At 72.0% G+C, this 22,061-nt stretch carries 24 protein-coding genes; 9 read left to right on the forward strand and 15 right to left on the reverse strand.

The genetic code is table 11. The annotated features are described in order from the left end of the window. Positions 1-2: 2 nt before the first annotated feature. Positions 3-932 carry an alpha/beta hydrolase gene (locus EUA93_RS09090; RefSeq protein ID WP_129399835.1) on the forward strand — a complete coding sequence of 310 codons (930 nt, stop codon included), beginning with the start codon at positions 3-5 and terminating at the stop codon, positions 930-932. 98 nt (positions 933-1,030) lie between these two features. Here EUA93_RS09090 and EUA93_RS09095 read toward each other — a convergent pair whose 3' ends face one another. From EUA93_RS09095 to EUA93_RS09110, 4 genes are all read right to left on the reverse strand, one after another. Beyond that, entirely contained in the window at positions 1,031-1,981 is a 951-nt protein-coding gene (locus EUA93_RS09095) for a PfkB family carbohydrate kinase (RefSeq protein WP_129399836.1), read from the reverse strand. Next, entirely contained in the window at positions 1,978-2,520 is a 543-nt protein-coding gene (locus EUA93_RS09100; RefSeq protein WP_129399837.1) for a cysteine hydrolase family protein, read from the reverse strand. Before EUA93_RS09100 ends, EUA93_RS09095 begins: the two co-directional genes overlap by 4 nt. A 188-nt stretch (positions 2,521-2,708) precedes the next feature. Then, entirely contained in the window at positions 2,709-3,530 is an 822-nt protein-coding gene (locus tag EUA93_RS09105) for an ABC transporter permease (RefSeq protein ID WP_129399838.1), read from the reverse strand. Then, a complete protein-coding gene (locus EUA93_RS09110) occupies positions 3,527-4,423 on the reverse strand; it encodes an ABC transporter ATP-binding protein (RefSeq protein ID WP_129399839.1) in 897 nt (298 codons plus the stop codon). The genes EUA93_RS09105 and EUA93_RS09110 overlap by 4 nt, the downstream gene beginning before the upstream one ends. Before the next feature lie 132 nt (positions 4,424-4,555). Between EUA93_RS09110 and EUA93_RS09115 the strand changes: the two genes are divergently transcribed. Together EUA93_RS09115 and EUA93_RS09120 are read left to right on the forward strand one after the other, a co-directional pair. After that, positions 4,556-5,692, forward strand: coding sequence for a hypothetical protein (locus EUA93_RS09115; RefSeq protein ID WP_129399840.1), 1,137 nt, complete (start codon positions 4,556-4,558; stop codon positions 5,690-5,692). A gap of 54 nt (positions 5,693-5,746) precedes the next feature. Then, on the forward strand, positions 5,747-6,616 hold the full coding sequence (locus EUA93_RS09120) for an ABC transporter permease family protein (protein ID WP_129399841.1): 870 nt from the start codon (positions 5,747-5,749) through the stop codon (positions 6,614-6,616). 18 nt (positions 6,617-6,634) lie between these two features. On the opposite strand, the gene EUA93_RS09125 is transcribed toward EUA93_RS09120, so the two are convergent. Beyond that, positions 6,635-7,810, reverse strand: coding sequence for a pyridoxal phosphate-dependent aminotransferase (locus tag EUA93_RS09125; protein ID WP_129399842.1), 1,176 nt, complete (start codon positions 7,808-7,810; stop codon positions 6,635-6,637). Between the two features lie 42 nt (positions 7,811-7,852). Here EUA93_RS09125 and EUA93_RS09130 point away from each other — a divergent pair, with 42 nt between their 5' ends. Together EUA93_RS09130 and pyrE are read left to right on the forward strand one after the other, a co-directional pair. After that, positions 7,853-8,593: a class E sortase gene (locus tag EUA93_RS09130; RefSeq protein WP_129399843.1), complete on the forward strand. Its 741-nt coding sequence runs from the start codon at positions 7,853-7,855 to the stop codon at positions 8,591-8,593. Between the two features lie 10 nt (positions 8,594-8,603). Next, positions 8,604-9,137: an orotate phosphoribosyltransferase gene (gene pyrE, locus EUA93_RS09135; protein ID WP_129399844.1), complete on the forward strand. Its 534-nt coding sequence runs from the start codon at positions 8,604-8,606 to the stop codon at positions 9,135-9,137. A 9-nt stretch (positions 9,138-9,146) separates the two neighbouring features. Here pyrE and EUA93_RS09140 read toward each other — a convergent pair whose 3' ends face one another. After that, positions 9,147-9,848, reverse strand: a complete 702-nt coding sequence (locus EUA93_RS09140) for a DedA family protein (RefSeq protein WP_242497300.1) — start codon at positions 9,846-9,848, stop codon at positions 9,147-9,149. Positions 9,849-9,885: 37 nt separating this feature from the next. On the opposite strand from EUA93_RS09140, the gene EUA93_RS09145 reads away from it, so the two are divergent. Further along, entirely contained in the window at positions 9,886-10,566 is a 681-nt protein-coding gene (locus EUA93_RS09145; protein ID WP_165355104.1) for an RNA methyltransferase, read from the forward strand. Positions 10,567-10,644: 78 nt separating this feature from the next. On the opposite strand, the gene EUA93_RS09150 is transcribed toward EUA93_RS09145, so the two are convergent. Then, on the reverse strand, positions 10,645-11,385 hold the full coding sequence (locus tag EUA93_RS09150) for a septum formation family protein (protein WP_129399846.1): 741 nt from the start codon (positions 11,383-11,385) through the stop codon (positions 10,645-10,647). A gap of 159 nt (positions 11,386-11,544) precedes the next feature. Here EUA93_RS09150 and fbaA point away from each other — a divergent pair, with 159 nt between their 5' ends. From fbaA to EUA93_RS09165, 3 genes are all read left to right on the forward strand, one after another. After that, complete coding sequence (fbaA, locus tag EUA93_RS09155; RefSeq protein WP_129399847.1) at positions 11,545-12,579, forward strand: class II fructose-bisphosphate aldolase; 1,035 nt, start codon at positions 11,545-11,547, stop codon at positions 12,577-12,579. Between the two features lie 206 nt (positions 12,580-12,785). Further along, on the forward strand, positions 12,786-13,406 hold the full coding sequence (locus EUA93_RS21560; protein ID WP_275937886.1) for a GAF and ANTAR domain-containing protein: 621 nt from the start codon (positions 12,786-12,788) through the stop codon (positions 13,404-13,406). A gap of 76 nt (positions 13,407-13,482) precedes the next feature. Continuing rightward, complete coding sequence (locus EUA93_RS09165) at positions 13,483-14,205, forward strand: GAF and ANTAR domain-containing protein (RefSeq protein ID WP_129399848.1); 723 nt, start codon at positions 13,483-13,485, stop codon at positions 14,203-14,205. A 33-nt stretch (positions 14,206-14,238) separates the two neighbouring features. Here the strand turns inward: EUA93_RS09165 and EUA93_RS09170 are convergent, their stop codons facing one another. From EUA93_RS09170 to lysS, 8 genes are all read right to left on the reverse strand, one after another. Then, positions 14,239-15,762 (reverse strand): DHA2 family efflux MFS transporter permease subunit, encoded by a 1,524-nt coding sequence (locus EUA93_RS09170; RefSeq protein WP_129399849.1) that lies wholly within the window; start codon positions 15,760-15,762, stop codon positions 14,239-14,241. A gap of 35 nt (positions 15,763-15,797) precedes the next feature. Then, positions 15,798-17,528, reverse strand: coding sequence for a monocarboxylate uptake permease MctP (gene mctP / locus EUA93_RS09175; protein ID WP_129399850.1), 1,731 nt, complete (start codon positions 17,526-17,528; stop codon positions 15,798-15,800). Continuing rightward, complete coding sequence (locus EUA93_RS09180; RefSeq protein ID WP_207208642.1) at positions 17,525-17,809, reverse strand: DUF3311 domain-containing protein; 285 nt, start codon at positions 17,807-17,809, stop codon at positions 17,525-17,527. Before EUA93_RS09180 ends, mctP begins: the two co-directional genes overlap by 4 nt. Before the next feature lie 98 nt (positions 17,810-17,907). Next, positions 17,908-18,330, reverse strand: coding sequence for a DUF3151 domain-containing protein (locus EUA93_RS09185; RefSeq protein ID WP_129399851.1), 423 nt, complete (start codon positions 18,328-18,330; stop codon positions 17,908-17,910). A gap of 50 nt (positions 18,331-18,380) precedes the next feature. Continuing rightward, positions 18,381-18,779, reverse strand: coding sequence for a hypothetical protein (locus EUA93_RS09190; RefSeq protein ID WP_129399852.1), 399 nt, complete (start codon positions 18,777-18,779; stop codon positions 18,381-18,383). Beyond that, entirely contained in the window at positions 18,772-19,752 is a 981-nt protein-coding gene (locus EUA93_RS09195; RefSeq protein WP_129399853.1) for a hypothetical protein, read from the reverse strand. Before EUA93_RS09195 ends, EUA93_RS09190 begins: the two co-directional genes overlap by 8 nt. Before the next feature lie 81 nt (positions 19,753-19,833). Further along, a complete protein-coding gene (locus tag EUA93_RS09200; protein ID WP_129399854.1) occupies positions 19,834-20,160 on the reverse strand; it encodes a hypothetical protein in 327 nt (108 codons plus the stop codon). A 13-nt stretch (positions 20,161-20,173) separates the two neighbouring features. Beyond that, complete coding sequence (gene lysS, locus EUA93_RS09205; RefSeq protein ID WP_129399855.1) at positions 20,174-21,889, reverse strand: lysine--tRNA ligase; 1,716 nt, start codon at positions 21,887-21,889, stop codon at positions 20,174-20,176. Positions 21,890-22,061: the final 172 nt, after the last annotated feature.

Genomic DNA, 22,061 nt, shown 5'->3' on the forward strand with positions numbered 1-22,061 from the left:
GGATGAGCCTCGACCCTGACCTCGCCCGCTTCATCGCGGACGTCGAGGCGAAGCGCGGACGCCCGGTCTGGGAGGTCACGATCCCGGAGGCGCGCGCGCAGATGCGGGCGCTCCGGGTCGACAGCGTGCGTCCGGAGGACGTCGTACCCGTCGGCGACGTGACCGACGTCCTCCTCGACGACCTGCCCGCTCGGGTCTACCGGCCCGCCGTCGTCGACGGTCCGGTCCCGACGGTCGTCTACCTCCACGGCGGCGGCTGGTTCCGCGGGGACATCGACACCCACGACCAGGTCGTACGCCGCCTCGTGCGCGACACCGGCGCGGTGCACGTCAGCGTCGGCTACCGCCTCGCTCCCGAGGACCCCTGGCCCGCGGCGCCCGACGACGCGGTGCGCGCGGTCCGCTGGGTCGCCGACCGGCTGGCCGACCTCGGCGGGTCCGAGGTGCTCGCCGTCGCCGGCGACTCGGCCGGCGGCAACCTCGCCGCCATCGCCACCCAGGAGCTCCGCGGCGAGGTCGACATCGCCGCCCAGCTGCTGATCTACCCGGCGACCGACCTGCTCGGCCACCACCCGTCCAAGGACGAGTTCGCCAGCGGCTTCCTGCTCTCGCGTGCGATGACCGACTGGATCAACACGCAGTACTTCTCCGGAGTCGCGCCCGCGCCGGGGGACTGGCGCCACTCGCCCCTGCACGGCGACCTCGCCGGGTTGCCGCCCGCCGTCGTCGCGACCGCCGAGTGCGACCTGCTCCGCGACGAGGGGGAGGCGTACGCCGCCGCGCTCTCCGCCGCCGGCGTCCGCGTGGACGTCGTACGCCACGCCGGGATGATCCACGGCTTCATGGACCAGGGCCACGTCTCACCCGCCGCGGCCGCTGCCACACGTGACGTGAACCGTCGCTTCGCCGAGATGCTCGCCTCCGTGAGCTGACCAACACCGGATATCTAGGGACGAACTGGTAGGTCCGAGGGCGACTTCACCCACCCAATCGTCCCTAGATATCCGGAGGGGAGAGATCGGGCGGGGCGTCAGATGGCGGCCAGGAAGTCGTCGACCTCGGCGGCGGTGGGGGCGGACTGCGTGCCGCGGCGGGTGACCTTGATGGCAGCCGCGGCGTTCGCCCGGCGGCAGCCCTCCACCCACGGCGTGCCGGCCGCGACCTCCGCCAGCAGCGCACCGGTGTGGGTGTCGCCCGCGCCGTTGGTGTCGACGGGGGTCTGCGGGAAGCCGGGGACGTACGTCGTCTCCTCGCCGACGTGCACCGCACAGCCCTCCGGTCCGTCGCGCACGATGGCGACGGCGTCACCGCGGAGCAGCGGAGCGACGGCGGTGGTCAGGTCGGCGAGGTCGGCCGGGGGAGCCTGCCCGACCACCCGGAGGATCGCCTCGGCCTCCTCGGCGTTGCTCGACCACACGTCGGTGAGCTCGAGCATCGCGACGCGCACGTGCTCGCTGAGCTCGGCGAACGCCGCCCCCGGGTCCAGCACGACGACCACGGACGGGTCGAGGGCCTGCAACCAGGCCAGGAGCGGTTCGCCGGTGCTCGCCAGGGCCAGCGAGAAGCCGGTGACGCACACCAGGTCGCCGGGCTGCGGGTCGGAGGTGCCGAGCGACTCGACGGAGATGTGGCGCTCGGCACCGAGGGTGGTGACGAAGGTGCGCTCGGCGCTGGGCTCGACCATGACGACGCAGATGCCGGTGTCGAGGTCGGTGACCGGCGGCGCGGAGGCGCTGATGCCGTCCCGGGCCAGGGCGGCCCGGATCAGGTCGCCGTGCGGGCCGGTGCCGTGGGCGCCGGCGTGGACGCAGGTCGCGCCGAAGCGTGCGGCCGCGACGAGCACGGTGACCGCACCGCCGGCGTAGTCGGTCGCGGACGTGGCCATCACGTTCTGCCCGCGGGCCGGGAGGTCGGGCACCTCGACGACGACGTCGACCAGTGCCTGGCCGGTGTGGATGACCCGGCCCACCGCAGCGTTCATCCCAGCACGTCGTCGGTGGTGGCGAGGGTGATCTGCGGCGGGTAGAGGGCCATCACGTCCATCGCCGCCCGGTGGTTCTCCGGCGTCGAGCCGGCGCACGCGTCGGTGACGACCGTGATCGTGGCCCCGGCGTCGGCCGCCGCGAGGGCGGTGGAGATGACGCAGCAGTCGGTCGAGACGCCGGTCAGCACCAGGTGCGGGGTCGGTCCGGTGACCGCCTGCAGCGCGTAGCTCCACTTGCCGAAGGTCGGCAGCGAGATGGTCTGGGTGGCCAGCCCCTGCATCTCCGGCACCAGCTCGAGCAGCGGGTCGCTGTCGGGCACGGCCGCGAAGGGCCACGCGTCGAGGTAGGCCTCCCAGCTCCCCTGCGGGTCGGGCGCGGGCACCCAGCGCGTGACCACGGTGCGCCTGCCCGCCGCGGCGGCGAGGCGTCGTACCGGCTCCACGATGTCGGGAAACATCGGCGAGCCCCACTCGCTGTCGGGCGAGGCGAAGATCCGCTGCGGGTCGATCACGACCAGCCAGGCGTCCGGGTGCATGTCGCCAGCCTGTCAGAGACGGCGTACTTCGCACCCGAGTCTCCCGGTTCGGCACCCAGATCTCGGCCGACAAGCGGGGCGGTCACCGGATATCCGGTGACTCCAGGGCAGGGGACACGCCAGCGGCCACCGGTCCCCCGACCGGCAGCCGCTGACGCTGCGGAGATGACGCCACCCGGGCAGGGGGGCTACTTCACCTCGGCACGCAGGACCGCGCGCAGCCCGAGGGCGAGCGGGATCCAGAGCCAGACGAGCGTGGTGACGCCGAGCTGCTGCCAGTACTCCGCGGTCATCGAGCTGTCGAAGAGGCGGGTGATGGCGAACTGCACGTCGACCCACGGCTGGAGGTCGCGGAACCACCCCTGGAAGGCGGCGAGCGTCCCGAAGGCGATCGGCAGGACGAAGGAGTAGACGAGGTAGCCGACGAGCCCGGCGGGCGTGGAGCGGAAGATCACGCCGAGCATGAAGCCCATCAGCATGCCGAGCACGTTGGCCAGGACGATGTTGCCGAACTGGCCGAGCGTGATGTCCCACTGGGCGTCGAGCCCGGTGATGGCGGAGCCGAGCAGGTTGCCGACCGCGCCGACGGCGAGCGCGACGAACATCGCGACGACGCCGACGAGCAGGGTGGTGACCAGCTTCGCGTTGAGCACGCGACCGCGCCAGGGGACGAGGGTGTACGTCGTCAGCCCGGTGCGCTGGCTGTACTCCGAGGTCACCGCCATCACCGCGATGATCGGCAGCACCACCGAGAGCGGCATGCCGATGGCGGTGGAGAAGGTGCCCTGCGTGATCGCCTCGTCGGGCGCCCACAGGATCACGGCCGCGGTGGCGAGGACGGTGACGATGCCGACGCTGGCCATCAGCCAGGAGCCGGCGCGGGTGTCGAACATCTTGCGGAGCTCGACGCCGACGAGCCGGGTCGTCGGGATCGGCCTGACGGTGCGGGCGGGGGTCGCGACCGCAGCGGTCGCGGGGGCCTCCGGGTGGACCTGGGTCGTGGTGGTCATGCTGCTGCTCCTTCACGGGCGGTCTCGGCGGTGAGCTGGAGGAACATCTCCTCCAGCCCTGCGCCGTCGGCGGCGCGGAGCTCGCGGACGACGACGTCGGCGCGGTGCGCGACCTCGCCGACGAGCTGGGGGTCGGCGTCGGCCCGGAGGCCGCCGTCGATGGGGCTGGTGGCGACCGCGGCATCGTGGAGGGCCCGGGCGAGACGGGCGTCGTCGGACGAGCGGACGAGGGTGCCGGCCGCGGCGAGCAGCTCGGTCTTGCTGCCCTGCGCCACGATCCGGCCCTGGCCGATCACGACGATGTCGTCGGCGATGACCTCGATCTCGTGGAGCAGGTGCGAGGACAGCAGCACGGTGCCGCCGTCGTTCGCGAAGCCGCGGAGCAGGTCGCGCATCCAGCGGATGCCGGCGGGGTCGAGGCCGTTGGCCGGCTCGTCGAGGACCAGCACCTGCGGGTCGCCGATGAGGGCGGTCGCGATCCCGAGGCGCTGGCGCATGCCGAGGGAGTAGTTGCGCACCCGGCGCTCGGCCTCGTCCTCGGTGAGGCCCACGCGGGCGATGGTCTCGGCGACCCGCGACTTCGGCAGGCCCATCGTCTGGGCGGCGATCGCGAGGATCTCGCGGCCGGTGCGCCCGGCGTGCTGCGCGGAGGCGTCCAGCAGGACGCCGACCTCGAGGCCGGGGTTGGGGAGGTCGCGGTAGTCGCGACCGGAGATGGTGACCTGGCCGGTGGAGGGCCGGGTGAGGCCGACCATGATCCGCATGGTGGTCGACTTGCCGGCACCGTTGGGGCCGAGGAAGCCGGTCACGCGACCGGAGGCGGCCGTGAAGGACACGTGGTCGACGGCCGTGAAGTGGCCGTACTGCTTGGTGAGTGACTCGACGTTGATCATGGGTCAACCCTCGCGGCGGTGGGTGCCCGCGCACATCGGGGACAGTGCCTGTGCGGCCCCTGAGAGCAACCCTGAGATGACCCCCACCGACCGGTGGGGGGCGCGTTGGGGTGGCCTTGGGACAATGAGCCCGTGAGCACCCCCACCGAGCAGCGCCCGCCCCAGGTCACCCTGGCCTCGACGATCGTCATGGTCGCCTCGGTGCTGGTCCTCATCGGCGTCTGGGAGCGCGTCTCCACGCTCGGGTCGCTCGAGACCCAGGAGTCCATCCGCGACTTCCTCGGCGAGCAGCCCTTCGACCAGCTCGGCCTCGACGTCCCCGGCGTGACGCAGGTCCTGCGGATCACCGCGCTCGTGGCCGCGGTCGCCGCCTGCGCCACCGGCATCCTCGGCTGGTACGTCCGCAAGCCCGACCGCTCCTCCAGGCTCGGCCTCACGATCGCCGCCGTGCCCGTGTTCGTCGCCGGGTTCCCCGTCGGCGGGCTGGCCGGATCGTTCGTCGCCGCCGGCGCCGCGATGCTCTGGATGATGCCCGCCCGGGAGTGGTTCGCGACGGGTCGCTGGACTCCTCCGGCACCTGCCGCGAAGACGGATGCGGGTCGTCGTACGACGCCGGGCGCGGGCGCCGGCCCCACCGACCCCCGGTCCGGCCACCCGCACACGCCCCCGCCGGCAGCGCGCCCGTTCGGCGAGCCGGAGCAGCCCCAGAACCCCTACGGCCAGCCGTGGGCCCCGCCCGCCCAGCAGGCGCAGCAGTGGCAGCATGGCCAGCTGCCGCCCCCGCTCCCGCCCGGGTACCCGCCGCCGCCCGGCTGGCAGTCCCAGCCGGTCGCGCCGCCGCGACCGCAGGCGCTGGTCACCGCCTTCGTGATCACCGTCGTCACGGCCGGCGGCCTGCTCGCGATCGGCCTGATGTTCCTCGGGATCGCTGCGAGCTCCGTCGACGTGCTGATGACCGAGCTCGAGCGCCAGCAGCCCGACCTGATGGACGACCTCTCGGCCGGCGAGGTCCGCCGGGCGCTCCTCGGTTTCGGTGTCGGCTTCCTGGTGTGGTCGGCGGTCGCGCTCGTGCTCGCCGGGTTCACCATGGCCGGCCGCGAGTGGGCCCGCCGCGGCCTGGTCGTCGCCGCCGCCTGCAGCGCGGTCGCGTGCGGTGCCGCCGCCTTCACGGCGCCGGTCGTGCTCCTCCCGGCCGCAGCCGCCATCGCCACCGTCGTCTGCCTGCGTCGGGTCGAGGTGCGGCAGTGGTTCTCCCTCGGCGTGCGCTAGGACCACATCTTCCGGTGGTGCCTGCGGCGGCCCCGGACATGATGAGATAGGCGCATGAGCAACGACGAGCCGGGCCCCACGCACAGCCCGTACGGCCAGCCCGACCCCTACGGCCAGTCACCGCAGTCCAGCCCCTACGGCTCGGCACCGACCGGCCAGCCCTACGGCCAGCAGCCGGCCTACGGCTCCGGCCACTCCCAGGAGCCGCGGCGTCGCCCCGGCACGGTGACCGCGGGCGCGTGGATCGCGATCGTGTTCTCCGGTCTCACCGGGCTGCTGTTCGCCGGCATCTCGCTCCTCGCCCTGGTCGCCCGCGACAGCGTGATCGACGAGCTCCAGCGCCAGCCGGACTACCAGAACCTCGACGTCGACATCAACGACGCCTACGGCGTCGGGGTCGCGATGATCTTCGGCATCGCCCTCTGGTGCCTCATCGCCGTCGTGCTCGCCGTCTTCGTGCTGCGCCGCTCCAACGTCGCCCGGATCCTGCTCGTCATCTCCAGCGGCGTCACCGCGGCCTTCTCGCTGCTCGGCATCACCAGCGGCATCTCGATCGTGTGGCTCGCCGCGGCGATCGCCACGATCGTGCTGCTCTTCGTCGGTGACGCCGGCAACTGGTTCAAGGGGCTGCCGCCCGGCGGTGGCCAGGGCGTCGGTGGCTACCAGGCCTACGGCCAGCAGCAGTACGGCAGCGGCCAGTACGGCGCGGGGCAGTACGGCCAGCAGCAGTACGGCGCCCAGCCGACGCAGCCGTACCCGTCGTCCGGCGAGCAGCCGTCCGCCGGCAGCGGCTTCGAGCCCTACGGCCAGCAGCAGGGCAACCCCTACGGCCAGCAGCCGCCGAGCGCCGGCGAGTCCGGCGGGGAGACCAGCGGGGGGACCGGCAGCTCGGACTACCCGCCGAAGGACTACCCGGGTCGCTGACCCGGCGGCCCGACCGCCTCAGCGCCGCAGGTCGGCGGCGGCGAGTCGTCGTACGCCCTCGGTGATCACGTCGGCGTCCTTGCAGAACGCCCAGCGCACCAGCTGGAGCCCGGCCTCGGCGTCGTCGTAGAACCCCTGCGTGGGGATCGCGACGACGCCGGCGCGCTCGGGCAGGGCGAGGCAGAGCTCGCGTCCGTCGGCCCAGCCCAGGTGCGAGACGTCGGTGGTGGCGAAGTAGGTGCCCTCGGGCACGCGCGGCGTGAGCCCGGCCTCGACGAGCCCGGCGCAGAGCAGGTCGCGTCGCACCTGGAGGTCGCGGGCGAGCTCCGCGGGCCAGTCGGGCTCGTGGTCGAGCGCGTGCGCCACGGCCGGCTGGAGCGGGGCTCCCGAGGTGAAGGTCAGCCACTGCTTCGCGGCCAGCACCGCCTGCACCAGCGGTGCCGGTCCGGTGGCCCAGCCGACCTTCCAGCCGGTGAGGGAGTACGACTTGCCGACGCTCGACAGGGTCAGCGTGCGCTCCCACATCCCCGGCAGGGTGGCGATCGGCACGTGTCCCTCGGCGGACGCGGCGTCGGTGAAGACGAGGTGCTCGTAGACCTCGTCGGTGATGACGAGGACGTCGTGCTCGACCGCGAGGTCGGCGACGACCTGCAGCTCGTCGCGGGTCAGCACGGTGCCGGTCGGGTTGTGCGGGCTGTTGAGCAGGATCACCCTGGTGCGGTCGGTGACCGCTTCGCGCAGCTGGTCGAGGTCGAGACGGAAGGCGGGCGCGCGCAGGGTGACCGCGCGCCGCCGCGCGCCGCACATGTCGAGCATGGCGACGTAGGAGTCGTAGTAGGGCTCGAGCACGACCACCTCGTCACCGGCGTCGACGAGGCCGAGCAGCGCCCCGGCGATCGCCTCGGTGCAGCCGGTGGTCACCACGACCTCGGTGTCGGGGTCGACCTCGAGGCCGTAGTGGCGCTGCTGGTGCCTCGCGATCGCGGCCCGGAGGGCGGGTACGCCGATGCCGGGGGCGTACTGGTTCGCGCCGCTCGCCAGTGCCTCGGCCGCCGCCGCGATCACCGAGGCCGGACCGTCGGCGTCGGGGAAGCCCTGGCCGAGGTTGACCGCGCCCGTGCGCACGGCGAGGGCGGACATCTCGCTGAAGACGGTGGGCGGGATGTGGGCCAGGCGTCGGGCGGTGGCGGACATGGCGTCGAGGCTAGTGGCCGGGGCGTTTGGCAGACTCGGGGCATGGCCGACACCCCCGCCGACCAGAGTGCCGACCAGAGGGCCGGCCAGAGTGCCGACCAGAGGGCCGACCGCACCGCCGGTGCGCGGTGGCTCGGCAGGGTCGGCGTGGTGCTGGTCGTCGCGGGCCTCGCGCTCGGGGCCTACGTCGCGTGGCAGGTGTGGGGCACCAACGTGGTCTCCCAGCGCACCCACCGGGCGCTGGTCGAGGACGTCGAGCAGACCTGGCGCGACCGGGCGGGCGACGGTGCCGGCGCGTCGGTCGAGACCGACCGGGGCGACGTGTCGGCGATCGTGCGGATCCCGGCCTTCGGCGACGACTACGCGGTGCCGGTGCTGGAGGGGACGAGCGACGAGGTCCTGGCGGCCGGGTTCGGCCACTTCTCCGACACCGCGGAGGCGGGGGCGAAGGGCAACTACGCCCTCGCTGCGCACCGGATCACGCACGGCGAGCCCCTGCGCGCGATGCCCGAGCTGCAGCCCGGCGACGAGGTGGTCGTCGAGACGCGGCAGTGGACCTACACCTACGTCCTCGACACCGGCGGCGCCGACCTCACCGTGCCGTTCACCGCCGGCTGGGTGCTCGCCGACGTCCCGGCCAACCCCGACGCGGGCGGCGTGCAGCCGGCGCAGGAGCCCGGTCAGCGGCTCCTCACCCTGACGACGTGCTCGGAGCTGTTCCACACTGACGACCGGCTCGTCGCGTTCGGGCACCTGGAGTCGAAGGAACCCACCACCCCCTAGGCTGCTGCGCGTGGTTGACGAGACGCTCGCACGCGACATCGACGCGGTCTGCCGCCTGACCGGGGAGTTCACCCTGAGGTCCGGGCAGGTCGCCGACACCTACTTCGACAAGTACCTCTTCGAGGCCCAGCCGGCGCTCCTCGACCGGGTCGCCGCGCAGATGCTCGACCTGCTGCCCGAGGACACCGAGCTCCTCGGCGGCCTCGAGCTCGGCGGTGTGCCGATCGCGACGATGGTCTCGGCGAAGACCGGGCTGCCCGCGCTCTTCGTGCGCAAGAAGGCCAAGGAGTACGGCACCTGCAAGCTCGCCGAGGGCCCCGACGTCGCCGGCCGCCGGGTCACGCTGGTCGAGGACGTGATCACCACCGGCGGCGCCGTGCGCGACGCCACGCGCGAGCTGCGCGCTGCCGGCGCGATCGTCGAGGTCGTGGTCTGCGCGATCGACCGGTCGCCCGCCGGTGATAACCCGCTGGCCGACGTGGGCCTCGAGGTCCGCCCGGTGCTCACCCGCGCGCAGCTCGACGCCGCGGCCGCGCAGGCCTGAGGAGCCGGGTCAGGCGCCTGCGCGCCTGTGCTTCCACCACTCGAAGACGATCGGGATCACCGAGAAGGCCAGGATCACGATCACGAGCTTGTCGATGCTCTCGCCCAGCGTGGGGAACGCCGCGCCCAGGAAGAAGCCGAGCAGCACGATCGAGAGCACCCAGAGCACCGCACCCACGAAGCTCCAGAGGAAGAAGCGGTGCCGCTCCATCCGCGTCACGCCGGCCACCACGGTGACGTACGTCCGCACGAAGGGGACGAAGCGGCCGATGACCAGCGCCTTGTTGCCGTGGCGCTCGAAGAACTCGGTGGTCTGGTCGAAGTACTTGCGCTTGATGATCCGGCCGTCGCGCTCGTAGAGCGGCGGGCCGATCCTGCGGCCGATCTCGTAGCCCACCACGTTGCCGAGGAAGGCCGCTGCGGTCAGGAGGACGAGCGCGATCAGCAGCTCGCCGACAGGCGGGACGCCGGAGAAGACGTCGAGGCTGAGCGCACCGTCGGAGTCGGCGTTGGCGATGAAGAGGCCGAGCGCGAAGAGCAGCGTGTCGCCCGGCAGGATCGGGAAGAAGAGGCCGCACTCGATGAAGACGATGACGAGGCTGATCCAGAACAGCTCGGGACCGAACCGGTCGAGCAGCCAGTTGGGGTCCATCCACTCGATGCCCAGCAGGAACGGGGTCACGAACGCGGACGGGTCGAGGAGAGCGCTCACGCGCGACACGATAGACGTCACCCCTAGCCTTTCCCGCATGCACGAGCAGGAGGAACGGGCGCCCTACGACCCGATGCCGCACGGTCCGCCGGAGGTGGGCGTCGGCCCCTGGGAGGGGCCGTGGCCGGCGGGGGAGCACTGGGACCACGACCTGCTCCGCGACGGCGACCGGCGCAACGTCGTCGACCGCTACCGCTACTGGACCCTGGACTCGATCGTCGCCGACCTGGACACGAGGCGCCACGGGTTCCACGTCGCGATCGAGAACTGGCAGCACGACTTCAACATCGGCACGATCGTCCGCACCGCCAACGCGTTCCTCGCCGCGGAGGTGCACATCGTCGGCAACCGCCGCTGGAACCGGCGCGGTGCGATGGTGACCGACCGCTACCAGCACGTCCGCCACCACGCCGACGCGCCGGCGCTGGCGGCGTACCTCCACTCCCTCGAGCAGCCCGTCCGGCTCCTCGGGATCGACAACCTGCCCGGCTCGCTCCACCTCGAGACGATGGAGCTGCCCGAGCGGGTGTGCTTCCTCTTCGGTCAGGAGGGCCCGGGGCTCTCGGAGTCGGCGCGCGAGGTGTGCGACGGCACCTTCTCGATCGCCCAGTTCGGCTCGACCCGCTCGATCAACGCAGGCGCTGCTGCCGCGATCGCGATGCACAGCTGGGTGCGGGCGTACGCCGACCTGGCGGGCGAGGACGCCTGGCGGGGCTGACCGACCACGCCCGGGTGCGCATGGGCCGGGCCCGGGATGTCCCCTCGGCACCCCGGACCCCCCTCCCAGGTCGTGCAGCTAGCGCCTCGTCCGCGAGTAGCAGGTCAGCGTGTGGTCGCCGGCCTTCCACGAGGCCTTCGTGGGCCAGCCGAACCGGAACACCCGCGTGATCACGCCGGGCACGCACCGCGTGTTGCCGAGCTCCTGCCACGCCTCGGCGCGGGGATACCGCTTCCCGGGCACCGTGACCGCCGCGGTCGCGCGGTAGGTGTGCCGGCTCGAGCAGGCCGTGTCGTGGAGGTCGCGGCCGGCCAGGCACCGCGAGACGCCGGTGGCGTACGGGAACCTGCCGACCTCGAGCTGCGCCGGGAGCGGCTGCAGGTCGGACGGGCCGCCCAGGACCAGGTCGCAGCGCAGCCAGCGGGCGCCGGCTGCCTGCTGCTCGTCCGTGGGGACGAACCAGCCGATGCGGAAGGCGGTGAGGTTCAGCGCGCGCATGTTCCTCACGCCGATCGCCGTGCGGGCCGCGGCGTAGCAGGTCTCCAGCGCGAACCGCTCGACCTTCGGGCCCTGGAGGCCGAGGCCGTCGGGCACGATCGCGACGCCGACCACCCGGGAGGTGTGGGGAGCCGAGCAGTCGATCGCCGTCTCGGGATGGGACGGCTGCGACAGCTCCTCGGCGTCCAGGTCGAAGCACTGCCCGACCACCGGCGCCCCGAGGACGGGGTCCTGCGCGACGGCACTCGTGGGGGCCGTGGCGGTCACGGCTGCGGCGAGCAGGGCCGCGACGGCGGCACCGATCGCGAGCCGTGTCGTCATGACTGTCAACGTAGACCTGACCGGACCGCGGAATCCACACCTGCCGTCGGTCGTCACGTCGTGAGACCGGATCTGCGCCCGCTGGCCGACTGGCCGGTAGCCACTAGGGTTGTGGGCGCCTGACGAACCGCACACGAAGCTTCCTGAGGAGATCCACCGATGCCCATCGCCACCCCTGAGGTCTACGCCCAGATGCTGGACGCAGCGAAGGCTGGTTCGTTCGCGTTCCCGGCCATCAACGTGTCCTCGTCCCAGACCCTCAACGCCGCGCTCAAGGGGTTCGCCGACGCCGGCTCCGACGGCATCATCCAGGTCTCCACCGGTGGCGCGGAGTACCTCTCCGGCCCGTCGGTCAAGGACATGGTGTCCGGCTCGGTCGCCTTCGCCGCCTACGCCGCCGAGGTCGCGAAGAACTACCCGGTCAACATCGCGCTGCACACCGACCACTGCCCCAAGGACAAGCTGGACGGCTTCGTCCGCCCCCTGCTCGACATCTCCGCCGAGCGCGTGGCCCGCGGCGAGGCGCCGCTCTTCCAGTCGCACATGTGGGACGGCTCGGCCGTGCCGATGGGCGAGAACCTCGAGATCGCCGAGGAGCTGCTCGCCAAGTGCGCCGCGGCCCAGATCATCCTCGAGATCGAGGTGGGCGTCGTCGGCGGCGAGGAGGACGGTGTCGCCAACGAGATCAACGACCAGCTCTACACGACCCCCGAGGACGCGATCGCCACGATCAAGGCGCTCGGCGCCGGCGAGCGAGGTCGCTACATGACCGCGCTGACCTTCGGCAACGTGCACGGCGTCTACAAGCCGGGCAACGTCAAGCTGCGCCCGGAGATCCTCAAGACCGCCCAGGAGGCCGCCGCCTCCGAGCTCGGCCTGGGCTCCGACGCCCGTCCCTTCGACCTCGTCTTCCACGGCGGCTCGGGCTCGACCGCGCAGGAGATCAGCGACGCGGTCGACTTCGGCGTGGTGAAGATGAACGTCGACACCGACACCCAGTACGCCTTCACCCGCCCCGTCGCCGCACACATGCTCAGCAACTACGACGGCGTCCTCAAGATCGACGGCGAGGTCGGCAACAAGAAGCTCTACGACCCCCGTGCCTGGGGCAAGGCCGCCGAGGCCGGCATGGCCGAGCGCATCGTCGAGGCTTGCCAGAACCTCCGGTCGGCGGGCACGTCGCTCAAGGGCTGAGCCCGCGACGGGCGACGCGTGGCGGGTCCCCGCGACCCGCCGCGCAGGCGCAGTGCTGCCCGTGCGAGGGCAGGTGGAGAGGCCACTCACCCACGCCGTTCCTTGACGGCGTGCGCCCGGACGACCCCGCATGCGGGACGCCGGGTCTACGAGGGTCTAGTGTCGGGGCTCAATGGAGAGGGCGGTGCCGCGTGTCGCTGGCATCTGTGCTCGATCCTGTGTGCCGTCGTGCTGTGGACGAGCTCCCGGTGTCGTCCTCGGTCGCCCACCTGATGACGCGTCAGGAGAGCTCGGGCGTCGTCGGGGCGTCCGACGCTCGAGCCCACGCGCTGGGCGAGCTGCCCTTCGTCACGGGCGTCGGGCCCTGCCACGACGCGTTCCGCCTGCGGCGACCGGTGCTCGTCGGTGACCTGGCCGAGGCTGCGGGCCGCTGGCCCGGCTACGCGGAGTCGGCGCTCGAGCAGGGTGTGCGTGCCGTCTTCAGCATGCCCCTGCAGGTCGGCGCGGTCGGCCTCGGCGTCCTCGACCTGTACGCCGACAAGGCCGGCATGCTGACCTCCGACGACCTCGGCACGGCGTTCGCGCTGGCGGACGAGGCGACCCGGGTGCTGCTCGACGACGCCGGCGACCTCACCCAGGCCGGTGCGGAGATCGTCGACCACCGCGCGGAGATCTACCAGGCGCAGGGCGCCCTGGCGGTCGCGCTCGGCGTCGGCCTCGCCGAGGCGATGGTGATCCTGCGGTCCCACGCCTTCGCCTCGGCCCTGCCGCTGATCGACCTCGCGCAGCAGGTGCTGGACGGCACGAGCGATCCGGAGAGCTGGTGAACCGATGGCGTTCGGCGGTATCGGGCCACGAAGGAAAGGGCACCACTACAGTGCCGAGGAGAAAGGGGCGCGAGCCATGATCGAGATCGACAACCTCGCCGACGTCTTCGTCGAGGTCGCCGACACACTGGTGGCGGGGTTCGACCTCATCGAGTTCCTGCACACGGTGGCCCAGCACGCGGCCGACGTGTCCGGCGGGGCGGTGGGCCTCGTGCTCGCGGACGAGCACGGCCAGCTGCACTACATGAGCGCCTCGGGCGACGTCGCCCGCGAGCTCGAGCTGCTCCAGCTCGACCTCGGCGAGGGACCGTGCCTGGACTGCTTCCGCTCGGGCGAGGTGGTCATCGACACCGACCTCGTGCGCGCCGAGGCGCAGTGGCCGCACTTCGCCCCCCTCGCGGTCGGCAAGGGTGTGCGGTCGGTGCACGCCTTCCCGATGCGCCTGCGTGACCGGGTGATCGGGGCGCTCAACGTCTTCGGCACCGAGGCGCAGGTCCTCGAGCCGGACGAGGCGCGTGTGGTGCAGGCCCTGGCGGACGTGGCGACGATCTCCATCATCCAGGAGCAGGCGATCGCGCGGGCCGAGGTGGTCACCGAGCAGCTGCAGGCGGCCCTCAACAGCCGCATCGTGGTCGAGCAGGCGAAGGGTGCTGTGGCCCGGGCGCTCGGCATCTCGGTCAACGAGGCCTTCGTGCTGCTCAGGGAGCGCGCCCGACACACCCGGACTCCGCTCACGGGCCTGGCCTACGACCTGGTCAACGCGCCGGAGACCATCGAGGACCGCCTGCGCCGCGAGTGACCGCGCCGGCCCCGGCGTGGGCCGTACGCCGGCTCAGCGGCTGGCTGACGCCACCGGCGCGGGGTCGGCGGAGCGCGCGGCGAAGTGGCGTGGGCGCTCGAAGAACATGACGGCGACCAGCCCGAGCGCCAGGACCACCGGCAGGAGCAGCAGGGACTGCGCCATCGCGTCGGTGAACGGGCCGGCGACCTGGGCGGGCAGCGCGCCGCCCGACGCCGAGCCCTCGGAGGGCGAGAACGTGAGCCCGTTGGCCGCCAGACGTGCGTCGATCAGCACGGCGATCGCCGCGGAGCCCAGCACGGCGCCGACCTGGCGGGTGGCGTTGTAGACGCCCGACCCGGCACCGGCACGCTGCGGCGCCAGGTTGCGGTTCGCCGTGGTGGCGAGCGGGCCCCAGAGGAACGAGCTGCCGATGCCCATCAGCGCGAACGCCCCGAGCAGCTGCCACAGCGGGGTGTCCGGGTCGAGGACCGCGACGATGATGAGCAGCGAGACGCCGAGCCCGGCGAAGCCGCCGAGCGTCAGCAGGCGCGGGTGGAGGCGATCGGTGAGGCGACCGGCGATCGGTGCGAAGACGATCGAGGTGACCGCCATCGGCGCGAGCAGCAGGCCCGACTCGGTCGGCGAGTAGCCGCGCACCAGCTGGGCCCACAGCATCAGCGGGAAGCCCATCGCGGTGAAGGTGAACGAGACGGTCGTGATCGCGAGGTTCGAGACCGAGAAGTTCCGGTCGCCGAAGAGGCTCAGCGGCACGAGCGGCTCGCGCTTGTTGCGCGCCTGCCACCAGACGAAGACACCCATCACGACGAGCCCGGCGACGATCAGGCGCCACACGGTGATCGGGCCGGTGATGGTCGACCAGTCGTACTGCTCACCCTCCTGGATCCCGAAGACCAGCAGGAACATCCCGGCGCCGCTCAGCACGACACCGAGCCAGTCGAAGCGGTGGTCGTTGGTGTCCAGCCGGGGCACCAGGCGCCAGGCCAGGGCGAAGGCGATGATCCCGACGGGGACGTTGACGAAGAAGATCCACTCCCAGCCGAGCGTGTCGACGAGCACGCCGCCGGCGATCGGGCCGACCAGCGTCGCGACACCGGCCGTCGCGCCCCACAGGGCCATCGCCGAGCCGCGGCGCTCGATCGGGAAGATGCGCGTGATCACGGCCATCGTCTGCGGCGTCATCATCGACGCGCCGAGGCCCTGGGCGACGCGGGCCGCGATCAGGCCCTCGATCGTGGAGGTGAGCCCGCACGCGAGGGAGGCGAGGGTGAAGACGGTCAGTCCGACGAGGTAGAGGTTCTTCGGGCCGAAGCGGTCACCGAGCCGGCCCGTGATCAGCACCGGGACGGCGTACGCCAGCAGGTAGGCGCTGGTCACCCAGACCACCTCGTTGACCCCCGCCTGGAGGTCCTCGATGATCGCGGGCGTCGCGACGGTCACGATGGTGGTGTCGACCAGGATCATGAAGAAGCCGATGCACAGCGCCACGAGGGCGGGCCACGGGCTGGTCTCGGCGGGTGCCTCGGTGTCGGTGTGGGTCACGGACCCAGTAGACACCCGCCGACTTGCAGACCGCTGACGGAGGTGGGTCGCTAGCGTGCCGGCGCGTTGCCGGGGACGTCGTCGGCGTCACCGTAGGGCTCGTCGTGCGAGTCGTGCTCCTCGAGGTCCTTCTGCACGCGGGGGTCGTCGGCGTCGGCGAAGTAGTCGAACGCGATCGTCTCGTCCTTGCCGTTGGAGACCTTCAGCGCCCGGCAGATCGCGGTGACGACCACCGCGACGACCACGTTGAGCACGAACGCGGTGACCGCGATGTAGCCCATCCGCTCCATCCCCGGGATCAGCGCGAGCGAGCCGCCGAAGTGCTTGCCGGTGACCGGGTTGACCACCTGGTAGGCCTCGACGGTGCCATAGACCATGCCGACCGCCCAGCCGAGCAGCAGGCCGTAGCGGTGGAACCACCGCGTGAAGAGGCTGAACACGACGGCGGGGAAGGTCTGCATGATCCAGATGCCGCCGAGGAGCTGGAAGTTGATCGCGTTCTGCTTGTCGAGCGTGAGCACGAAGATCAGCGCGAACGCCTTCACCAGCAGCGACATCAGCTTGGAGACCTTGGCCTCCTGCTTCGGGGTGGCGTCCTTCTTGATCCACTCCTTGTAGATGTTGCGGCTGAACGTGTTGGCCGCGGCGATGGACATGATCGCGGCCGGCACGAGCGCGCCGATCGCGATCGCGGCGAAGGCCACCCCGGCGAACCAGGCCGGGAACATGTCCTCGAACAGCTGCGGGATCACCAGCTGCGCGTTGGGCTCGCCGTCCAGCCCGATCGGCTGCGTCCCGGCAGCGATGGCGACCCAGCCGAGCAGGGCCAGCAGGCCCAGCACGAAGGAGTACGCCGGCAGGATCGAGGCGTTGCGGCGGATAGTGTTGCGCGAGTTGGACGACAGCGACGCGGTGATGGAGTGCGGGTACATGAACAGCGCCATCGCCGAGCCGAGCGCCAGGGTGGCGTAGGCCCAGAAGGCGCCGGACCCGGGGACGAACGACGAGCTCGGCGCGAGGCCGGCCTCGACGGCTGCCGCGTTGTTGGCGTCCATCTTGTCCGACGCCGCGCCGAAGATCGCGTCCCAGCCGCCCACCTGGCCGGGCAGGTAGATCACCGCGACGATGATCACGAGGTAGATCAGGATGTCCTTCACGAACGCGATGACGGCCGGCGCGCGCAGGCCGCTGGAGTAGGTGTAGGCCGCCAGCACCGCGAAGGCGATGAAGAGCGGCGCGTCCTTGGCGACGATGTTGTCGCCGCCGCCGAGCCCGGCCACTTCCAGCACCGCCTGGATGCCCACGAGCTGGAGGGCGATGTAGGGCATGGTGGCCACGAACCCGGTGACCGCGACGGCCAGCGACAGCCCGCGGTCGTCGTACCTCCCGCGGACGAAGTCGGCCGTCGTGACGTAGCCGTGACGGTGGCTGACCGACCACAGCCGCGCCATGAAGATGAAGATGATCGGGTAGAGGATGATCGTGTACGGGACGGCGAAGAAGCCGGCCACGGCACCGGTCGCGAACATCGCGGCCGGCACGGCGACGAAGGTGTAGGCCGTGTAGAGGTCGCCGCCGAGCAGGAACCACGTGATCCACGTGCCGAACGAGCGGCCGCCCAGGCCCCACTCCTCGAGGGACTCCAGGGACTCCGCGCGGCGGAACCGGCTGGCCATGAAGCCGGCCACGGTCACCAGCAGGAACAGCACGATCAGGACCGTGAGCGCGACGCCGTTGACCCCGCCGGTGTCGGCGGCCAGCACGGTGACCTGCGGCGTCATCGGTCCTCACCGACCTTGTGCGTGGTCCTGCCGCGGGCCGAGAGGGTCAGGCGGTAGGCCGTGTAGGTCATGCCGGAGCAGATGAACACCCAGAGGAACTGGTACCAGAAGAAGAACGGGAACCCGAAGAGCTCCGGATCGACCTTGGCGTACGACGGCACCCACAGGAGGGCGAGGATCGGAATGACCAGCAGGACGCCGGCGAGCGCCATCTTGGTCTTGTCGGTGGGTGGCGGGCCCTGCTGCGGGCGCGACTCTGGAGCTGTGTTCCCGGAATTCACCCGCGCGACACTACTCCCGCGGTGACGACCGTCACCCACCCACGCAGGTGGCGCGACCAGTGGTCGGGCTGGCGCGCCGAGCGGTCAGCCGGGTCGGGTCAGAGCAGCGCGTCGGCCGCGGCCGCGCTCGAGTCGCGCAGGAAGGTCGAGCAGCGCTCCCACTCCTCGGTCTCGCCGATCGCGCGGGCGGCGAGGGCCAGCAGCGCCAGCGAGCGCAGGAAGCCGCGGTTGGGCTCGTGGTCCCACGGCACCGGGCCGTGGCCCTTCCACCCGTTGCGGCGCAGCTGGTCGAGGGAGCGGTGGTAGCCGACGCGCGCGTAGGCGTAGACGGTCACGTCGTCCGCACCAGCGTCCTGGGCCTGCTGTGCCATCGCGGCCCAGGCGGCCGGCGACGCCGGGTGGCGGCGTACGACCGCTGCCGGCGCGTCGCCGCCGGCCAGCTCGGCGTCGGCGGGGTCGGCGGGCAGGTGCGTGGGCGGGGGACCGGCCATCAGGTCACCGCCGAAGGTTCCGGAGGTCATGGCCCCAGCCTCCCACGACCGACGTCGCGGCTCGGGGTCGCGGTCGGACCTCAGGACCGCGGCGGCACCCAGCCCGGGGGAGGCCAGGGCGACGGTCGGGGGTCGTCGACACCGGGCGGCGGCTCGGAGGTCACGAGTGCCTCCTCGACCTCGTCGCGGAAACGCTCCTCCGATCGGTGCACGAACTCCCGGAAGAGCTCGGACCGACCGTCGGTGCGACGCACGAAGGACTCCCAGTCGGCGTCGCCGTCGCGGACGTCGCGGGCGAACTCCTGCATGTCCCGGCCCATGTCACCGCGGGCGGCCACCTCGGTGAGCTCGCGCTTCTCCTCCTCGGTCAGCAGCGGTCGGCTCCGGGCGGCGGCGAGCTCCTCGCGGGCCGCTGCGAGGCCGGCGCGGAAGCGTGCCCTAGCGGCGGCGACCTCCTCGAGGCGTCGGGGATCAGGCATGGGACGGCGCCGCGGGGAGCTCGACGGGGTTCAGGGAGCTGTAGATGATCTCCAGGGAGCTGAGGACCAGGTTGAGGACGTCGAGGAACTCCGAGATCTTGTCCCAGGCCTTCTTGACGATCTGGTAGGCGTCCCAGGCCTTCTTCACGAACTTCGCCTGGCCGTAGACCGGGATCCACTGGCTCGACCACGCGGCCGCGATGAGGTCGATCGCGTACTTGATGAGGTCGACCGCCAGCTGGGCCATGTCGACGGCGTCCGCGGCGATGTCAGCCAGGTGCGCGCCCACCTGGTGGAAGTCGGTGCCCTGCTGGTCGAGCGACTCCTTCCACTCGTCCATCCGCTGGATCGTGGACTCGGCCGCGTCGCCGGTCCAGGTCCTGGCCACGATGACGTTGGCGTTGCGCAGGCACCAGGAGTAGCTGCCCGTCGCCGAGCCGACCATGTACCAGGCGTTGGACTGCCGGGACACCTCCACGACGTCGCCTGCGAGGTAGTCGGTCACCTCGCGCCGGACGTCGTAGCCACAGATCTTCTCCAGGGCCCAGGCCAGCTGGTCGAAGGGGAACCCGAAGTCGATCTCGGGCAGGTCCGACTCGTCGGGGGTGGGGCTGCCGAACTCGGTCAGCGGGTTGCCGTAGTAGCTCGCCGACGTGCCGTCGTCGGTGATCGTCGCCTGGCCGCCGTGTCGCTCGGCCTCCTGCGCGTCGGTGGTCAGGAAGTCCTGCAGGGTCTGGTCGATCGCCGTGGCGTTGGCCTTCATGAGGGCGACCTGGTCGGAGAGGAGCGTCTTCATCCGGGGCAGCAGCGCGGAGTAGTCGGAGGCCAACGGGTCGAGCAGCAGGCCGAAGTCCGTCGCGTTGCAGTGCGTGTCCGCGTAGCCCGAGGCGCGGCCGAGGTAGGTGGCCATGTCGTCCACCACGTCGGCGTAGCCGCGGAGATCGCTGATCTCCACCGTGACCTGTGTGCCCATTGCCGCCCCCTGTGCGCTGTTGTCAGGAGGCATCCCCTGAACCGGCGCCCTCAAACGTCCGGGCGGCGGACTGGCACCTTCTCACCCCAGGCGGACGACCGTGACCAGAAGCGCGAGACTGACCAGCCCGGTGACCACGATGAGCCCCCACTGGCGGCTCCGTCGCCACGAGCCCAGCTGGGAGGCGAGGAGGGCGAAGGCCGTCGCGACACCGACGACGACCATGGCGATGCGCGGACCTGCGGGTGCGTCGGGGCTGAGCGCGGCGATCGTGGCGCCGAGCAGCGCGACGAGGGCGGCCAGCCTGAGGGCGTAGGAGCGCGCGACGGACTCCAGCATCCAGCCGGCGAGCCCGGCCTTCGTGGTGTCGTCGGGAATCTCGAGCGGGTTGAGCGGTTCCTCGGCCATGCGTCCTCCGTCGTCAGCCACCGAGCAGCGAGCGTACGGTCTCGGGCCCGAGCGCGAGCACCAGCGTCGGCAGGCGGGGGCCGCGGTCGGCGGAGACGAGGAGGTTGTAGAGCAGCCGGAAGAAGTCCTTCTGGTCGGCCTTCACCTCGTCGGTCGGGGCGTCGTCGAAGCCGAGGCCGCGTGCGACCTTGGGCACGCCGTAGACGACCGAGGTGACCTCGTCCAGGTCGGGGTCCTCGGTCGGCAGGCGGTCGAGGAAGATCCGCAGCCAGAGCTCCTCGTCCTCGGAGAGCGCAGCCAGCCGCTCGATGTCGGGCGTATCGCGGACCGTCGTGCGCTCGTCGGCCGGCACGTGCTCGGCCGTCCACTGCATCGCGAGCGAGAGCCGGGGCTCGAGGTCGGCGACCGAGTCGTGGTGGAAGCCCGAGGACTCGATGATGCGCGAGATGAGGTCGGCCGACCCGGCGGTCACGTCGGCGACCGACGAGAGCGTCCGGAACGGCACGGGGACGGCGGGCGTCGGCAGCCGGCCGGCCGCGGTGGCGGAGGCCCGCTCCCAGGCGAGGGTGGCGACGTCGGACTTCTCGGCGGCCTTGCGACCGAGCGCGTCCCACTCGTCGTAGAGGCGGACGACGGCGGGGCCGAAGTCGATGTCGAAGGCCTGCGTCGGCGCGCGGCGGACATAGAGCCAGCGCAGCATCGGCGCCTCGAGCACGCGCAGCGCGTCGGTCGCGGTCGGCACGCCGCCGGCCGACGACGACATCTTCTGCACGCCGGCGAAGCCGACGAAGGCGTAGATGACGCGGGCCGGCGCCTTCCAGTCGAAGATCGTCCGCACGATCTCGGTGCCGACGGTGTAGGACGAGCCCGGCGTCATGTGGTCGCGCCCGGCCGGCTCGAAGTTCACCGACTCGTAGGCCCAGCGCATCGGCCAGTCGACCTTCCACACGAGCTTGCCGTCGGTGTCGGTCGACAGGTCGGTGGTGCCCTCGTAGCCGCAGGAGGCGCAGGTGTAGGACAGCGTCGTGGTGGCGTCGTCGTACGCCGTCGTGGTGACCGTGTCGCGCCCGCACCGGCGGCAGAAGGGCCGGTAGGGGAACCGCGCGATCGCATCGTCGGACGGACCGGCCGGCTCGTCGTCCTCGTTGGCCACGGAGTCGGCGAGGTCGGCGGCCTCCTGGTCCGAGGCGTCCTCGGCGGGCGCGACCTTCTTGGTGCGGTGCTGGGCGAGCACGGCCTCGATGTCGTCGCGGCGCGAGACGGCGAGCAGCACCTGGTCGCGGTAGGTGCCGGCCTGGTACATCTGCGTCTGCGACACCTCCTCCATCTCGACACCCAGCGCCCGGAGCGACTCCTGCAGCGGGGCCTTGAAGTGCTCGGCCCAGCTGGCGTGGCACTCCCACGGGTCGGGCACGGCGGTCAGCGGACGGCCGATGTGCTCCGACCACGACGCGGGCACCCCGACCGGCACCTTGCGGAAGCGGTCGAAGTCGTCCCACGAGTGCAGGTGGCGCACGGGGACGCCGCGGCGTCGCAGCTCCTCGGCCACGAAGTGCGGCGTGATGAACTCGCGGAGGTTGCCGAGGTGGATCGGGCCGCTGGGCGAGGCACCCGACGCGACCGTGACCAGGTTGCCCTCGCCCGCGTGGCGCACGGCATCGTCCGCCGCGCGCGTCACCCAGTCGACCGGGGTCCGGTCTGCGTCGCCCTGCTGCCCACCTCTAGCCATGCGAGCAAGGCTATCGGTGGGGGAGAGCGGCGCCGGAGCCGTCCCCCGCGGCGGCTCCGACGCCCCACCCTGGTGTCCGGTCCCGTGTCCGACACTGGTGGTCCGGCGCAGTCACCCCCGCGTCTGCGCCGGACCTCCGAGTGGTCGGCAGCATCATGCCAGTGCTGTCGAT

Source organism: Nocardioides oleivorans (assembly GCF_004137255.1).
Lineage (GTDB): Bacteria > Actinomycetota > Actinomycetes > Propionibacteriales > Nocardioidaceae > Nocardioides > Nocardioides oleivorans.

Excerpts from the sequence above, each read along its gene's own strand:
- EUA93_RS09090 (WP_129399835.1), top strand. The coding sequence starts at position 3 with ATGAGCCTCGACCCTGACCTCGCCCGCTTCATCGCGGACGTCGAGGCG.
- EUA93_RS09095 (WP_129399836.1), bottom strand. The coding sequence starts at position 1,981 with ATGAACGCTGCGGTGGGCCGGGTCATCCACACCGGCCAGGCACTGGTC.
- EUA93_RS09100 (WP_129399837.1), bottom strand. The coding sequence starts at position 2,520 with ATGCACCCGGACGCCTGGCTGGTCGTGATCGACCCGCAGCGGATCTTC.
- EUA93_RS09105 (WP_129399838.1), bottom strand. The coding sequence starts at position 3,530 with ATGACCACCACGACCCAGGTCCACCCGGAGGCCCCCGCGACCGCTGCG.
- EUA93_RS09110 (WP_129399839.1), bottom strand. The coding sequence starts at position 4,423 with ATGATCAACGTCGAGTCACTCACCAAGCAGTACGGCCACTTCACGGCC.
- EUA93_RS09120 (WP_129399841.1), top strand. The coding sequence starts at position 5,747 with ATGAGCAACGACGAGCCGGGCCCCACGCACAGCCCGTACGGCCAGCCC.
- EUA93_RS09125 (WP_129399842.1), bottom strand. The coding sequence starts at position 7,810 with ATGTCCGCCACCGCCCGACGCCTGGCCCACATCCCGCCCACCGTCTTC.
- EUA93_RS09130 (WP_129399843.1), top strand. The coding sequence starts at position 7,853 with ATGGCCGACACCCCCGCCGACCAGAGTGCCGACCAGAGGGCCGGCCAG.
- EUA93_RS09145 (WP_165355104.1), top strand. The coding sequence starts at position 9,886 with ATGCACGAGCAGGAGGAACGGGCGCCCTACGACCCGATGCCGCACGGT.
- EUA93_RS09150 (WP_129399846.1), bottom strand. The coding sequence starts at position 11,385 with ATGACGACACGGCTCGCGATCGGTGCCGCCGTCGCGGCCCTGCTCGCC.
- fbaA (WP_129399847.1), top strand. The coding sequence starts at position 11,545 with ATGCCCATCGCCACCCCTGAGGTCTACGCCCAGATGCTGGACGCAGCG.
- EUA93_RS09165 (WP_129399848.1), top strand. The coding sequence starts at position 13,483 with ATGATCGAGATCGACAACCTCGCCGACGTCTTCGTCGAGGTCGCCGAC.
- mctP (WP_129399850.1), bottom strand. The coding sequence starts at position 17,528 with ATGACGCCGCAGGTCACCGTGCTGGCCGCCGACACCGGCGGGGTCAAC.
- EUA93_RS09185 (WP_129399851.1), bottom strand. The coding sequence starts at position 18,330 with ATGACCTCCGGAACCTTCGGCGGTGACCTGATGGCCGGTCCCCCGCCC.
- EUA93_RS09190 (WP_129399852.1), bottom strand. The coding sequence starts at position 18,779 with ATGCCTGATCCCCGACGCCTCGAGGAGGTCGCCGCCGCTAGGGCACGC.
- EUA93_RS09195 (WP_129399853.1), bottom strand. The coding sequence starts at position 19,752 with ATGGGCACACAGGTCACGGTGGAGATCAGCGATCTCCGCGGCTACGCC.
- EUA93_RS09200 (WP_129399854.1), bottom strand. The coding sequence starts at position 20,160 with ATGGCCGAGGAACCGCTCAACCCGCTCGAGATTCCCGACGACACCACG.
- lysS (WP_129399855.1), bottom strand. The coding sequence starts at position 21,889 with ATGGCTAGAGGTGGGCAGCAGGGCGACGCAGACCGGACCCCGGTCGAC.